This window comes from Nocardioides sp. LHG3406-4, assembly GCF_049897745.1.
Classification (GTDB): Bacteria; Actinomycetota; Actinomycetes; order Propionibacteriales; family Nocardioidaceae; genus Nocardioides.
Map to the genome: position 1 here is coordinate 336,471 of NZ_JAFCWV010000001.1, position 13,682 is coordinate 350,152.

A 13,682-nucleotide genomic window follows, 5' to 3' on the forward strand; every position below is an offset into this window, starting at 1 on the left:
CGCACCTCGGAAGACGGGCTTCTAACGCAATTCAAGCACGATCACGCCCGCCTGGTCACTCGCCAAGTAGGGCGTGATCGCTGCGCGTCACCCCACGCGCCGGTCGAGCCTGGTCACGTTCGGCGTCGCCCACAGTGCAGCAGTGGCGTTCCGCTTGTCGCGGTCGGGCTGAGAGTGCGCGTATCGGTCGAGCGTCATCTTGGTGCTCGCGTGGCCCAACCGCTCCGCAATCTCCACGATGGTCAGGGCACCCGGCGTGCCGATCCGGTCAACCAGCCACGAGGCGTGGAAGTGCCGGAGGTCGTAGAACCTCACGGACGACGGCAAGCTTGCGCTGATACGGAGGTTCGCCCAGTAGCGCATCGTGAACCAGCCGTGGCGTAGCGGCCGGTCGAACTCAAGCCAGTCGACGTCCGTACCGATCTTGCGCTGGCGTTGCCCGCGCTTGAACTCCCCCACCCCAGCGATCAAGGGGAGGAGGTCGGGGTTCGTGGGCATGCGGGCGGGCTGCGCCTTGAAGAACACGTCTGCCCGGGCCTGCTGCGTTCGAAGATGAGCCCGCAACGCGTCGGCGGTGTAGTCGTCTAGGTCGATGGTTCGCCGCGACCTTCGCGTCTTCGGCATGTCCTCGTAGATCCAGCGTTCGTCCTCGCGCTTGGCCTGGCGGTTCTTGACCAGCACTCGCCGCACCGTGATCTGGTCGCCGTCGGGCGACACGTCACCGAGTTGCAGCGCGCAGAGCTCTTCTGGCCGCATCCCGGTCGCAGCAGCGATCCGGATATAGATGCCCCACGGCTCAGGCGTTGCCGCGACCAGCGCGTGCACCTGCTCGACGGTTGGAATGATCCGCTCCGCCTGCTGCGCGTTCACGTCGCGCTGTTCGGGCATGTCGAGTCCGGTGGTCGGGTCGCGCAGAATGAGGCCGTTGGCGAGCGCGTACCGGATCACCTTGCGGAACGTGTAGAAGTTGTGGCGCACGGTGCTCGGACTACGTCGGCTCGTGACGTCCTTGAGCCATGCCGCGACCTCGCCGTGGCTGATGTCGCCGATCCTGCGGTGCCCAAAGCTTGTGCGCACGAGCGACCGCTCTCCCCTGGTGATCCGCGCATGCTGGTCGTACCCGCTGACCTTGCCGCTCTTGGTCCGGTACGTCGCCAGCCATTCCTCGGCAACCTCTTGGAACAGCCGATCGCCGCGCACCGGATCGGCCCACGGCTGATTGGCGTTGTGCTTGGCCGCTGGGCTGTCCTCATCCCGCCAGCGCTCGGCGTCACCCTTGCTCGTGAAGCCGCCCTTGGTCCGCTTCTTAAGTGGTGGGTCGGCGTGCGGGTCCTCATACAGAACCTCCCAACGGCGCTTGCTCGTAGGTAGATCCTTGGTGCGGTGGCTCACGCGCACCCACGCGCGCGGCCCTGTCTTCCTTCTGGCCATCAGTCGTCCTCCTTCTTGGGCTTGCGCCCGAGCACTTGCGTCGGGTTGAACTCATGACGTAGCGGGTAGCCGAGGATCTTCTTCCGGTCTCCGAGTGGGATGGGAGAGGGCTGGTGCGTGCTCCTGCTCCGGGCATCGCCCTTGCGCCTGGCCTTGATCGCACGGTCGTACTCGTCGGGATCCCAAGGAGGCAGGGCACTCATGCCGCGCTCCGCTTGCAGATGCGCTCAACCGTGGACGGGTACCACCGCACCCCACCCCCAGGAGTAGGGGTACTTCGGTCGAGTGCGCGTGCGATCGCGGCGAACGTCGCACCCTTGGCCCGGAGCCGGAGGATGTGCTTGACCGTTGCAGCGTCGGCCTGTTGCTGGAATCCGAACGCCTCACCCTTGGCGCGCTTGGCGGCGTGGATCGCCTTCATGCCCGCACTCGTGCGCTCACTGTTCATGCGGGACTCCCAGCGAGCAACAGCGCCGAGGATGTGAGCGACCAACTCACCGTTGGCGGTTGTGGTGTTCAGGTCGAAGTCGAGCGCGACGATGCCCCAGCGATCCTCGGCGTCCTCGATGAGGACTGCCAGATCCTTAAGCGAGCGCGTCAGCCGGTCGAGCCGCGACACCACGAGGGCATCGGGTCGGTTCCGCTTGGCGAGCATCGCTCGTGCCCGTTGGAGTGCTGGGCGCTCGTCGTTGCGGCCGGTGTAGCCGTCGTCCTCGAAGACCTCGAACAGTTCCCAGCCGCGTGCCGAGCAAGCTTGCTCGATGGCCTTGCGTTGCGTGTCGAGCGAAAGCCCGTCCGTGCTCTGTTCCGAGTCGCTGATCCGCGTGTAGCCGATCACCCTCATGAGTCCTCCAATGTTTGGCATAACCTCAACCTCGCTTGAGGTTCGGAGCGGGCGGCGACCCTACTCCTGTAGCGCGCGGCTCGCTGCGGGCTACGGAAACCCGCACGTCACTTGGGTTTGCGGCCCTCGTCGCCGTGGGGGTGCGGCCCGGCCCAGCGCTCGGCCCGGCCGCACCCTCAGGTGTGTTTGCGGTCGCCGTAGGGCCACGTCGTCGGGTGTCGGTCGTGCTCGCTCGGCACGCCTCGGGTATCCGGAGGCGGAGGCAAGATGCTGTCCTGCACGACCTCGCCGTGCACCGTGTTGCCGTCGTACGGGTTGAGGCGCGTTGTGTAGGGCTTCTCGTCCTCGGCGTCGTACTCCGCCCACGATTCGATCTGAGCGTCCTGCTGGAACTGGTCGACGTCCTCCCATGTGTGATCCCCGCCCCCACCGGAAGGGAGGGCAGCAGGTCCATCCATGTCGCGGTCGAGTGGCACCGCCTTCATGCCCTCCATCAACTCGTCCCACTTGCTCACGCCGATGTCGATCTTCTGTCCTGGTCCGTGGCCGGTCCTGTCGAGAATCCCCAACGCCGCGCGGACCTTGGTCGAGTCGTCGGCGTCGGGATCGGTCAGAACCTTGTGCAAGCTTGCGAGCGCCGGGTCGAGTAGTTCTAGGAGCCGTTCCTTGGCCGACCTCTTGACCTGCGGCGCTGCCCCGCCGTGGACCCGGCAGACCTGACTCCCTTTGATCGCGGGGGCTTTGCAACGTTCACCTGTGCGGTGGGCCGTTGCAGAGCAGCGCCGCGAGTCGTTCACAGACCCAGGCATGCCCGGTTTTGCCGGCTGTTCGGTTCGTGCGCCTCGCGCCGCTTTCCGTGCGCTCGCTGCTGCCCGGTCGCGTTTCGGCTTTGTCGGCAGTGCCTCTGAGAGGTCCTTGACCGATTCCTCAGCCGCAGAGGGCTTCTTCTTGTTGGCCATCACGGCCTCCCTTCACCCCGTCCCGGTAACGGGTAGTAACGGGTCTACGGGGGATCAACACGTAACTCCCCCTAACTAACTAGGTTCACTTCATTAGGGGGTAACAAAAGGCGATACCTCCGTTCCTCGGGTAGCCGTTACCAGCCGTTACCACCGCACGCACGTGTGCGGTCTCAGCGCGCATCGGGATCAACCGCCGTCTCGTCGGCTCCCAGATACCTGAGCCACACCTCAGCGAGCCCGACGTCTTCACCGTGTTGGTTGCGCCGGTAGCCGCGTCGCCGCTCACCCTTCACATTCACCAGGCGGGGGTGGAGGCCGTACTGGCGCAGCAGGTCGGCAATGTCCTTCGCCTCCAGGCCCCGGCCGTAGTACGTCGACCACGGTGATTCCTCGAACCCATGCAGGCGGTCGATCAGGGCATCGGTGCTCATGAAGCGACGCGCCTTGCCGGTGCGTCGGTACTCGACCGCGAAGATCAGCCGAAGGTCTGTTAGGAGCCGCATCCGCATCGTCTGCTGAGCGTCGAGGCGGTCTCCGGTGAGGATCTCTTCGAGCGCCTTGCGCAGATCCTCACCGGCGCCCAGGAGATCGGCGATCGAGAACAGCGAGAAGCACCCTTCCTTCATGTGGTCGCTGATCGACTCGGGGATGCCGGTCGGTCTGGTCGTGGCTGCGGTCTCGCCGTGCTCATCGACCCACGCGCCGATCCGAGCTTGAAGCGCTTCTGCGTCCGGCTCGACGTCGATCAGGATGAACTCATCCACGGGCTCATCCGGTGCGCGCCGCTTGAGACTGATCGGGATGGATCGGCGCGACAACGTGTCGGGCAGAGTGCCGATGCCCGCAAACACCTTCGGGCAATAGACCCGGAACTCGGTGACCTTGTCCCCGATGAACCTCGGCACCCGACCGTGGCGCCGGTGGCCCTGGTCGAGCATCCCGCGTTGCTCCTCGTGGAACTGTGCCGACTTGGGCGCGAACACGGCGTCGATCTCATCCCAAAGGAGTGTTGGCATGTCGGCATGAACCTTGCGGAACAGCACCGCGTCGGACGGATTGACGATCATCCAAGGCCGCACTACCAGCAGTTCCAGCACTTCCATCAGCCGCGACTTGCCACACTCGGGCTCCGGGCTGTGAATGAAGATGTACGGCGTCTGCTGGCAGTACTGGGCGATGTGGGTATGCATCACGTACGTCGCGAGCACGACCTTCTGGGCTTCCGTCATCACCACGTAACTCCCAATGAACCGCATCAGGTCCGGGATCAAGTCGTGATCAGTGCGTCTCGTCTTCTTCTTGGCCATTGGCCTGCTCCTTCACTGCTTGGCCCGGCTCAGAGGGGCGACGGGAGCCGGGCCAGACACCGCCACCCCTCTGAGGTTCATTGCGGCTCGTGTAAGCCGCTGGGTGCCTCATGGCGGACTACTCGGTTTCCGGAGGGGCGGGGGACGCGTACGCCGCGTACCTCACTGCCCTCGTGGCCGTGTAGCGCGCTGCGCAGGCTTCGAGGCGGTCGAGCCGCACGACCCGCACGGCATCGAGCGAGCCCGTCGCCTCGATGACGTCAGTGACGTCTTTGTGGAGAGGCGACCGTGGCGCGATCACCGTGATTCGTCGCGGGTCCACCCCCACCCGAATCAGGGCCGTGTACCGCTCCCAGCCCCACCAGCCGCCGTGCTCGTCTTGGTCGCAGACGACGATGACCTCGGACTGCGAGCGGTATCGCGTGAACCAGCGCGCTTGGTCGTCCCAGAGGTCACTCGGGTTAGGCGTGGTGGTCGCTGTGAGGCCGAGCGCGATCAGGGATTCTGTGTCCTTCTCGCCCTCGCACCACCAGACCGTCGCATCGACACGCAAGGCGGCCACGACTTCGGGAAGCTTGTAGAGCGCCCGGATCCAGAGGTTGAACTTCTCATCAGGAACCCCATCGCGGTAGTGCCAAACGCCCTTGCTGTCTTGCCAGCAGGCGCACCGCATCTGGAACCGCTTGCCCTCGCGGCGAATCTTGCGGAAGGTCGGGTTGCCCTTGCTGTCTGTGTAGTCGTACCGAGCAACGATGCGGCCCATGTCAGGCCACCAGCGGGAGGCGGCGGGTCATGAACTCGGTGACGTCGACCAGATCGGTCACGTGGTCCCACGGCAGCGTGACGATCCAGCCCTCTTGGCCGGCCTCGGTGATGCTCAGGGTGAAGGACCCGTTACCGGTTCCGATCACCCAGCCGAGCAGATCTTGTCCACTGCTGGTCTCGACACGGACCATCAGGTCAATCGGCGAACTAGGCTTAGCGTGCGACATTGGAATTCCTTTCGCAGAGGGTTGTGTCGCTGTAGACAGCGCGGGTGAGGCGGCTCGCATCGACGACGGTGACCCCACCCGCGCTGCGGATCTTGGTCAGCCCTCTCCGGGCTGGTACTGCCTCCCCAGCCAGCGCTCGACACTCGCCGGGTTGACGCGGATCTTGCCGAGCTTGATGGCCTCGACCTCGCCCTCCGTCACCAGACGGCGCACCGTCCGGAACGGCAGTCGGTAGTCGTCGGCGACCTCTTGAATGGAGGGCCAGAACGCTGCATCGCGGGCGATCTGCTTCATGTCAGGCATGGCTAGCTCCGGTCTGTAGCAGGGACTCCGGGTTCAGTTCTTCGACGCACGCCCAGCACAGGACGAGCGGCACGAGGTTGCGCGGCACCGCGACCACTGCAACGCCGGCCAGCGTGGTCACACATCGGCACCGGTCGCACTCACCTCCGGTGGGAGCGGTGTTGAGAGCCGTCGCGGTGATGACCATCGAATTGGCGAGAGGCAACTCGACCATCCGACCGTGTCCCCACAGCAGGTAGCACCGGTCAGCGCGCATGCCCTCCCACGTGTCACCGAGCCGCTCGAGAACCACGCGCTCGCACTCGCTGTCGGCTATTAGGGCCTCGTTGTAGGGCCACTCGCGCTCGACGTCACGGATCAGGGCGACGACCTGGTCAACGTGGGCGGTTTCACCAACCGTCAGATCGCGGCGCATCAGCCGACACCCGCGAACTGCGTCGGAGCGGTGTACGTCCCGCTGGCCGTGACCTGCAGGACCGCAGCCGCGCCACGGTGCCGGACACCGGTTCCGAAGCCGCGCACGTAGAACGAGTTGGTCAGCGGGTAGTCACCGTTCTCCCCACCGACGATTCGAAGGCCGCGCAGGTTCTGGGTCGAGTGCTCCCGGAAGCCCACGGGATTGAACGACGAGTTGGCCCCACCGCTCGCCACGCAGAGCACGTAGCCAGCGGGGATCAGGGAGTTCTCCCCGACCCATGCCGGTCCGTACGCGCCGATGAGCGGCTGGTCACCGACCTCGGCCGGGGGCGTGTCGCCGACCACCGACTCATTCGTGATGCGTGCCGGAGCACCCGCACCCGGGATGAAGTCGTAGGAGCCGTTGATACCGGAGCGGAAGCCGCGGATGACGTTGCCCTGTGCTCGGTTCACGAGCAACACCAGCTGTCCGCCGTTGCCCTCGCCGTACCCGTGCTCTAGGACGAGTTCCATCAGCGCGTCCACGCTGATCTGAGTCAGTGCGGCGTTGCCGGTGGTCACGTAGTGGTTGTGGCTCGGCCCGAAGGTCTTGCTGTTGTACTCGGGCGACACCATCGCGTCGCCGTTCCAGAGCGGCAGAACCGGCTGACCCTCCTTGTTCGTACGCTGGGCGTTGTTGAAGAGTGCGCCCATCACCGACTGGAACACCTGCTTGTTGTCGGCTTCCATGACCGAGTTGGTCACGGCGTCGGTCTGCTCTTTGGTGGCGTCTGCAAGGAACTGCCAGGTAAATCTGGTCGCCGCGTCACGCCACCGGAACATGTAGCCGAGAGCGGCGTTCGTCACCGCAGGGCGCGAGCCGACCGGCTGGCCGTACTCGGACGCATCCTCGAAGTCAGCGCCGGTGAACGACTGGAGCACCGCATCGACTGCGAGGGTGGTCTTGAACGAGAGAAGACCTACGAGCGTGTCGCGGCGGGCGTTGTACTCCGCGACAGCATCGCTGTAGTCATTCCATAGCTTGTTGAGATCGGTGCCGTCGGCGAGTGCGGTTAGCAGGTCACCAGCGGCGTTGTAGCCACGAGGCATGACGTCCCCTTCCGGGAGTGAGTGAACTTTCAACCAACGACGCTAGGTTGCGCGACCGACCTGTCTGTGCGCGTTTGTGCGCCCTGTGCGAGGCATGGGCCTCTGTTGAGTTGTCAAAGAGCGACGCGATACGGAGCGCTGCGGCTCACTGATCTGTGCTGACCACCCCCACCGGCGAGTGAGCCGCATGGCGCCAGGAGAGAGTGCTGATCAGTGGTTCAGGCCGGAGCCTTCGTGCGAGGCGCGCGACCGGCCTTCTTGCCCGGTGGAACCTTGGCCTTCTCCATGAGAGAGTCAAGGTCGGCAGTCTTGAAGAAGCACGGCCCGGTCGGGCCACCGGGATAGAAGCGATTCAGACGCCCTTCGTAGGACCAGCGCTTGATTTGTCGTTCGGAGATGCCATACACGGCTGGAACGTCTTGCTTGCGGATGAAGAGCGGGCTGGACATCGGTCTCCCCAATGGGTGTGGGCAGGCGTCAGCCGAGCGAGAAGCGCTCAAACGCAAGAAGACCGCCAGCCCGACCGACTCCCACCCGAAGCGGATGGAGTCTGAGCGGGTTATGGCGGCTGCCTAGGGAGATGTCGCGCGCTAGACGAGCCGCTTCACCTACATGCCCTACACGGAACCTGCTACGAGCATTGGCTCGTGCCCTCCGGTGCCCGTTCGCTCGTACACCGGTGATTCGGCGCCAACTGTACGCCAGCCCACGAGGTCGCGCTGCCGATGCGCGGTCGTTTTCGACTGCATCCGACCGCGGTGGACCGGCGTGCGCCCGGCGTAATGCCGGAGCGCGAGAGGAGCGCCGAACTTGTGCGCCGGATGGGCTCTGCCAGCCTCTCCCCGCGTTTTTGCAGGTAGGGATGGGAACGCTGAGTGCCCCGGGTGGGGGTCGAACCCACACTGAACGGCTTTTAAGGCCGCTTCCTCTGCCGGTTGGGATACCGGGGCGCACCGGTCCGCCCGACTATAGGTAGGTCCTGCGGGGATGTACGGCGCGCGCGTCCGCGACCCGGTCGAGGAAGAGCAGTCCGTCGCAGTGGTCCAGCTCGTGCTGGAGGGCGCGAGCCTCGAACGCGTTGGCCTCGAGCACGACGTGCTCCCCCGTGCCCGGCAGCTGGCCGCGGACGACGACCCGCGTCGCCCGCTTCACGTCACCGGTGAAGTCCGGGACGCTCATGCAGCCCTCGCGGGCCCTCTCGTTGCGGCTGGCGTCGACGACCTCGGCGTTGCACAGCACGAACGTGCCGTGGTGGTCGCGGGTCTTGGGGTGGCCGGAGACGTCGACGCAGAAGACCCGGTCGCTCACGCCGACCTGGGGCGCGGCCAGCCCGACGCAGCCCGGCGACACGCGCATGGTGGCGACCAGGTCGGCGGCGAGCCGTACGACGTGTGGCGAGGCCGGGTCGACGAGCGCGGCGGGGGCCGACAGCACTGGAGCGGGGGCGCGGACGACGTCGAGCACTTGGCCCTCCCCGCCCAGCTCGGTCGCGCTCCACGCGACCAGCCGGTGGTTGAGCGTCACAGGTCATCGACCTCGGTCGGGTGCAGGGTGGCCCCCACTCCGAGCTCGTCGGCGGCCCGGGCCAGTGCGCCGCGCAGGGCCTCCACATCGGCGGCGGCGGGCAGCTCGACCTCGGCCACGACGAGGTAGAGGTCGCCGGCGAGCCGGGTGGTGAGGTCGGTGATGTTCCCGCCGACGCGCGCGATCTCGCCGACGAGGGTGGACACGATGCCCGGCCGGTCACCCCCGTGCACGGACAGCACCCAGGAGCTGCCCTCGCCGGCCGTCTCGTGCTCGTCGGCCACTTCGCGGACGGTCACGGTCAGGCTGCCGTCGGCGGTGAGCGCTGCCAGTGCATCCTCGATCTCGGCGCCCGACGCGGGGCCGGCGCAGATCAGGGTCATCGCGAAGTGCCCGCGCAGCAGCGTCATCGAGGAGTCCTCGAGGTTGAGCCCGAGCCCGGCGAGCCGGCCGGTGGTCTCGGCGATGATGCCGGGTCGGTCGTGGCCGAGGACGGTGATGGCGTGAAGGGTCACCGACTCATCCTGCCAGCGCCCGCGCCCGTCCCAGGACGTCGTCCAGCATCGCCGGGGTCAGCCGGCCGGTGAAGGTGTTGTGCTGGCTGGGGTGGTAGCAGCCGATCAGGGTGACGTGACCGATCGGGACCTCGACGCCGTGGCCGAACCGGGGCTTCGGTCGCGGCACCTCAAGGCCGGCCCCGGCCAGCGCGCGCAGGGCACCGTCCCAGCCGTAGGCCCCCAGCGCCACGACGGCGCGCAGTCCGGGCGCCAGCAGCCCGACCTCGCGGTTGATCCAGGGCGCACACGCGTCGCGCTCGTCCGGGGTGGGCTTGTTGGCGGGCGGCGCGCAGCGCACGGTGGCGACCATCCGCGCTCCCACCAGGCGCTGGCCGTCGCCGGCGTGCACGCTCGTCGGCTGGGTGGCCAGGCCGACCCGGTGGAGGCTCGCGAAGAGCCAGTCGCCGCTGCTGTCGCCGGTGAACACCCGTCCCGTCCGGTTGCCGCCGTTGGCGGCCGGCGCCAGGCCGACCACCAGCACCCGCGGGTCGGCGGCTCCCCAGCCGGCGATCGGCCGACCCCAGTAGGGCTGGTCGGCGAACGACGCCCGCTTGTCCCGCGCGACGTCCTCGCGCCAGCGCACCAGCCGCGGGCAGGCCGAGCACACGCTGACCCGGGCGTCGAGCTCGGCGAGGTCCGGGGTGGCCGCCAGCCGTCGTACGCCGGCTGCCGTGCGGGCCACCGGGGTGCCGGGGGCGGCCGGGTCCTCGGGCCAGCCCGTGCCGGGCGGCACCGGCGAGCCGAAGAGCTGTCCCGTGATCGGGTGGGGCAGGTCGACGGTCATCGGCCGAGGTGCGCGACGTACAGGACCGGCGGGCGGGGTTGCGTCTGCTGGCACCCGTCCTTGGTAGCAGGTGGCAGCCCCCGCTCGCACATGTAACGGTGCGGCGGGGAGGTGGTGGGCCGGCGTCAGCCGCTGATCGACCAGGCGATGCCGTCGAGGATGTCGGCCTCGGAGACGACCAACGTCGGCACGCGGGTACGCCGCAGCACCCGGTCGAGCACCAGGGCGCCCGCGTCGATCACGTCGGCGCGGCCAGGGTGCATCCACGGCAGTGCCAGGCGCTCGGCCACCGGCATCGCCACCAGCCGGGCGACGAAGGCGTGCACCTCGGCCACCGGCAGCTCCGTCTGGTCGACCGCCTCCACGGAGTACGCCGGCAGGTCGAGCACACCGGCCGCGACCGAGGTCACGGTGCCGGCGACGCCGACGACCGCGTCGGCGGAGCCAAGGTCGACACCGGCCGCACGCGCCGCGTCGAGGGCCGCGTCGATGTCGGCGACACAGGCCGCGACCTCGGCCGCGGTCGCGGGGTCGGAGTGCAGCCGGCGCTCGTGCAGTCGCACCGACCCGACGTCCATCGAGTACGCCGCCTCGGGCGCACCGGCCCCGAGGATCAGCTCGGTCGAGCCGCCCCCGATGTCGACGACCAGCACCCGCCCGGTGAGCGGGGCGCGCAGGTTGCGGACGGCGCCGTCGTAGGACAGCGCGGCCTCCTCCTCACCCGTCAGCACCTCGGGCCACACGCCGAGCCGCGCGTGCACCCCCTCGGCGAACTCCTGCGCGTTGGCACTGTCGCGCGTCGCCGAGGTGGCGCAGAACCTGAGCCGGGTCACGGGGTGGGCGGCGATCAGGACGGCGTAGTCGTCGATGGCGGCGAAGGCCCGCGCGAGCGCGTCGTCGGCCAGCCGGCCGGTCGCGTCGACACCCTGGCCGAGCCGCACCATCCGGGTCTCGCGCACGGCGACCTCCGGGAGGTCGCCGATGAGCAGCTTGATGGTGTTGGTGCCGCAGTCGATCGCGGCGATCATGCGTCGGGTGGGGTCACGCACGGCCCCTCGGCCCACCACTCGCCCAGCAGGTCGAGGACCTCGTCGCCGAGCGGGTTGACGCCGCGGCCCTGGGCGAGCGCCTGGCCGGCCAGCACGTGCAGGCACTTGACCCGGTCGGGCATGCCCCCGGCGGAGATGCCGTCGATCTCGGGCACATCGCCAAGCTCGGCCCGCGCCGCGAGATAGCGCTCGTGCGCCCCGCGGTAGGCGGCGGCGAGATCGGCGTCCTCGCCGAGCCGGGCCTGCATCTGCTTCATCGTCCCGCCGCCCTCGAGGGTGCCGATGAGCGACGCTGCGCGGGGGCAGGTGAGGTAGTAGGTGGTGGGGAACGGCGTGCCGTCGGGCAGCCGCGGCTCGGTGGTGACGACGTCGGGGAGGCCGCAGGGGCAGCGGTGGCCGACCGCGTGGACGGCCCGCGGCGCCCGGCCGAGCTGTGCTTCGATCGCCGCCTCGTCGGCGGGGTCGATCACCCGCGTCCGCCGATCTTGTCGGCGGGCCCGTCGGTCGGGTCGGGCGGGTGCCCGGCCAGCTCCATCGACGCCCACCCGTCGTCCCACCAGGCCTTCGGCTCGATCTTCACGACCTCGTCGGGGTCGCTCAGCTCGGCGCCGGAGTCGAGCGGGTTGCCATGGGCGTCGAGCACGACGAAGCCGGTCTCCCCCGGCATCAGGTAGCCGAAGTGCGCGCGCGCCTGCGTCTCGACGTACGCCGGGTCCTGCCAGCGCCGCTTCTCGCGCTCGAGGTCGTTGATGCTCGTCTCGCGCTCGGCGATGTCGGACTTGAGCTCGCTGATGTGCGCGCGCTGCTGGAGGTAGGCGCGCATCGAGGACGCGTAGGACACCGTGAGCACGGCCAGCACCAGCACCAGCACGGCCGCCCGACCGGTCAGCCGCGGCCGTCTGCCTGTCGGCCGGGCGGTCGGACCCGAAGCCTGGGCCGAGGTCGGGTCGGCCGACGGGCTCGCCGCAGGCCCGGCGCTCGCGGGAGCAGCGGCACGGGCGCGCGGGTTGCCCCGCTGCCCGGGTCGCCTGCTGCCGCCGGGGCCGCCGCGGGGAGTACGTCGTTGCTGTGCCATGTCAGGTCAAGGATGACCGACTCAGCGGGTGAATCGCGGGAAGGCGCCTGCTCCGGCGTAGCGCGCCGCGTCGCCGAGGGTGTCCTCGATGCGCAGCAGCTGGTTGTACTTCGCGACCCGGTCGGAGCGCGCGGGCGCCCCGGACTTGATCTGCCCGCAGTTGGTCGCGACGGCCAGGTCGGCGATCGTCGTGTCCTCGGTCTCTCCCGAACGGTGGCTCATCATGCAGGTGAAGCCGCTCCGCTGGGCCAGCGCGACGGAGTCGAGGGTCTCGGTCAGGGTGCCGATCTGGTTGACCTTCACCAGCAGCGAGTTGGCCTGGCCGCCGGAGATGCCGCGCTGCAGCCGCTCGACGTTGGTGACGAAGAGGTCGTCGCCGACGAGCTGGGTGGCACCGCCGAGCCGCTCCGTGATCGTCTTCCAGCCGTCCCAGTCGTCCTCGTCGAGGGGGTCCTCGATGGAGACGATCGGGTACGCCGAGACGAGCTCGGCGTAGTAGTCGATCATCTCGGCCGAGGTCTTCTTCTTGCCCTCGAACGCGTACTTCTTCTTGTCGTGGAACTCCGACGCCGCCACGTCGAGCGCGAAGACGATGTCCTTGCCGACGGTGAGCCCGGCACCCTTCACGGCCTGGGAGATCAGGTCGAGGGCGTCGCGGTTGGAGGGCAGGTCGGGGGCGAAGCCGCCCTCGTCGCCGACCCCGGTGGAGAGGCCCTTCTTCTTCAGGACCGACTTCAGCGAGTGGTAGACCTCGGCGCCCTGCTGCAGCGCCTCGCCGAACGTCGCGGCGCCGATCGGCGCGATCATGAACTCCTGCACGTCGACGTTGGTGTCGGCGTGCGCGCCGCCGTTGAGGATGTTGAGCATCGGCACGGGCAGCACGTGGGCGTTGGGGCCACCGACGTAGCGGAAGAGCGGCAGGCCGGCCGACTCGGCGGCCGCCTTCGCGACGGCGAGCGAGACCCCCAGGATCGCGTTGGCGCCGAGCCTGGCCTTGTTGGGCGTCGCGTCGAGGTCGAGCATCGCCTGGTCGACCAGGCGCTGGTCGTCTGCCTCGATGCCGAGCAGCGCGGGGCCGATCTTCTCGACGACGCCGGCGACGGCCTTGGCGACGCCCTTGCCGGCGTACCGCTTGCCCCCGTCACGCAGCTCGACGGCCTCGAACGCGCCCGTGGAGGCGCCCGAGGGCACCGCGGCCCGGCCGAACGCGCCGTCGTCGAGCAGCACCTCGACCTCGACGGTGGGGTTGCCGCGCGAGTCGAGGATCTCGCGTGCGCCGACTGCTTCGATGGATGCCACGGTGTGCTCCTGGGGGTTCACGGGATGTCACGGACGAGCCCAGCCAGCC

General features: G+C 68.5%; 18 protein-coding genes and 1 tRNA gene. All 19 read right to left on the reverse strand.

Annotated features, from left to right (window positions below):
- Positions 1-87 precede the first annotated feature (87 nt).
- Positions 88-1,431 (reverse strand): tyrosine-type recombinase/integrase, encoded by a 1,344-nt coding sequence (locus ACP7BP_RS01620; protein ID WP_426241851.1) that lies wholly within the window; start codon positions 1,429-1,431, stop codon positions 88-90.
- Positions 1,431-1,634, reverse strand: coding sequence for a hypothetical protein (locus ACP7BP_RS01625; RefSeq protein ID WP_426241852.1), 204 nt, complete (start codon positions 1,632-1,634; stop codon positions 1,431-1,433). Before ACP7BP_RS01625 ends, ACP7BP_RS01620 begins: the two co-directional genes overlap by 1 nt.
- The gene (locus ACP7BP_RS01630) at positions 1,631-2,269 is read right to left on the reverse strand and encodes a recombinase family protein (RefSeq protein ID WP_426241854.1); all 639 of its coding nucleotides are present in this window, start codon (positions 2,267-2,269) and stop codon (positions 1,631-1,633) included. The genes ACP7BP_RS01625 and ACP7BP_RS01630 overlap by 4 nt, the downstream gene beginning before the upstream one ends.
- A 182-nt stretch (positions 2,270-2,451) precedes the next feature.
- Positions 2,452-3,234 (reverse strand): hypothetical protein, encoded by a 783-nt coding sequence (locus ACP7BP_RS01635; RefSeq protein WP_426241856.1) that lies wholly within the window; start codon positions 3,232-3,234, stop codon positions 2,452-2,454.
- Between the two features lie 173 nt (positions 3,235-3,407).
- Positions 3,408-4,544, reverse strand: coding sequence for a DUF3631 domain-containing protein (locus ACP7BP_RS01640; protein WP_426241858.1), 1,137 nt, complete (start codon positions 4,542-4,544; stop codon positions 3,408-3,410).
- A 118-nt stretch (positions 4,545-4,662) separates the two neighbouring features.
- On the reverse strand, positions 4,663-5,307 hold the full coding sequence (locus ACP7BP_RS01645; RefSeq protein ID WP_426241860.1) for a hypothetical protein: 645 nt from the start codon (positions 5,305-5,307) through the stop codon (positions 4,663-4,665).
- Between the two features lies 1 nt (position 5,308).
- Positions 5,309-5,455 carry a hypothetical protein gene (locus ACP7BP_RS01650; protein ID WP_426241862.1) on the reverse strand — a complete coding sequence of 49 codons (147 nt, stop codon included), beginning with the start codon at positions 5,453-5,455 and terminating at the stop codon, positions 5,309-5,311.
- A 177-nt stretch (positions 5,456-5,632) separates the two neighbouring features.
- On the reverse strand, positions 5,633-5,839 hold the full coding sequence (locus tag ACP7BP_RS01655) for a helix-turn-helix domain-containing protein (RefSeq protein WP_426241863.1): 207 nt from the start codon (positions 5,837-5,839) through the stop codon (positions 5,633-5,635).
- Positions 5,832-6,254 (reverse strand): hypothetical protein, encoded by a 423-nt coding sequence (locus ACP7BP_RS01660; protein ID WP_426241865.1) that lies wholly within the window; start codon positions 6,252-6,254, stop codon positions 5,832-5,834. The genes ACP7BP_RS01655 and ACP7BP_RS01660 overlap by 8 nt, the downstream gene beginning before the upstream one ends.
- Positions 6,254-7,345, reverse strand: coding sequence for a hypothetical protein (locus tag ACP7BP_RS01665; RefSeq protein WP_426241866.1), 1,092 nt, complete (start codon positions 7,343-7,345; stop codon positions 6,254-6,256). Before ACP7BP_RS01665 ends, ACP7BP_RS01660 begins: the two co-directional genes overlap by 1 nt.
- A 218-nt stretch (positions 7,346-7,563) precedes the next feature.
- Positions 7,564-7,794 carry a hypothetical protein gene (locus tag ACP7BP_RS01670; protein WP_426241867.1) on the reverse strand — a complete coding sequence of 77 codons (231 nt, stop codon included), beginning with the start codon at positions 7,792-7,794 and terminating at the stop codon, positions 7,564-7,566.
- A gap of 427 nt (positions 7,795-8,221) precedes the next feature.
- A tRNA-Leu gene (locus ACP7BP_RS01675) sits at positions 8,222-8,295 on the reverse strand.
- A gap of 16 nt (positions 8,296-8,311) precedes the next feature.
- Positions 8,312-8,869, reverse strand: a complete 558-nt coding sequence (gene def, locus ACP7BP_RS01680; RefSeq protein ID WP_426241869.1) for a peptide deformylase — start codon at positions 8,867-8,869, stop codon at positions 8,312-8,314.
- Complete coding sequence (locus ACP7BP_RS01685; protein WP_426241871.1) at positions 8,866-9,384, reverse strand: glycine cleavage system protein R; 519 nt, start codon at positions 9,382-9,384, stop codon at positions 8,866-8,868. Before ACP7BP_RS01685 ends, def begins: the two co-directional genes overlap by 4 nt.
- 4 nt (positions 9,385-9,388) lie before the next feature.
- Positions 9,389-10,210, reverse strand: coding sequence for a uracil-DNA glycosylase (locus ACP7BP_RS01690; protein WP_426241873.1), 822 nt, complete (start codon positions 10,208-10,210; stop codon positions 9,389-9,391).
- A 125-nt stretch (positions 10,211-10,335) separates the two neighbouring features.
- Positions 10,336-11,259, reverse strand: coding sequence for an exopolyphosphatase (locus tag ACP7BP_RS01695; RefSeq protein WP_426241874.1), 924 nt, complete (start codon positions 11,257-11,259; stop codon positions 10,336-10,338).
- Positions 11,235-11,729, reverse strand: coding sequence for a DUF501 domain-containing protein (locus ACP7BP_RS01700; protein WP_426241876.1), 495 nt, complete (start codon positions 11,727-11,729; stop codon positions 11,235-11,237). Before ACP7BP_RS01700 ends, ACP7BP_RS01695 begins: the two co-directional genes overlap by 25 nt.
- Positions 11,726-12,334, reverse strand: a complete 609-nt coding sequence (locus ACP7BP_RS01705) for an FtsB family cell division protein (RefSeq protein WP_426241878.1) — start codon at positions 12,332-12,334, stop codon at positions 11,726-11,728. Before ACP7BP_RS01705 ends, ACP7BP_RS01700 begins: the two co-directional genes overlap by 4 nt.
- Before the next feature lie 21 nt (positions 12,335-12,355).
- Positions 12,356-13,633, reverse strand: a complete 1,278-nt coding sequence (gene eno / locus ACP7BP_RS01710) for a phosphopyruvate hydratase (protein WP_426241880.1) — start codon at positions 13,631-13,633, stop codon at positions 12,356-12,358.
- Positions 13,634-13,682 lie beyond the last annotated feature (49 nt).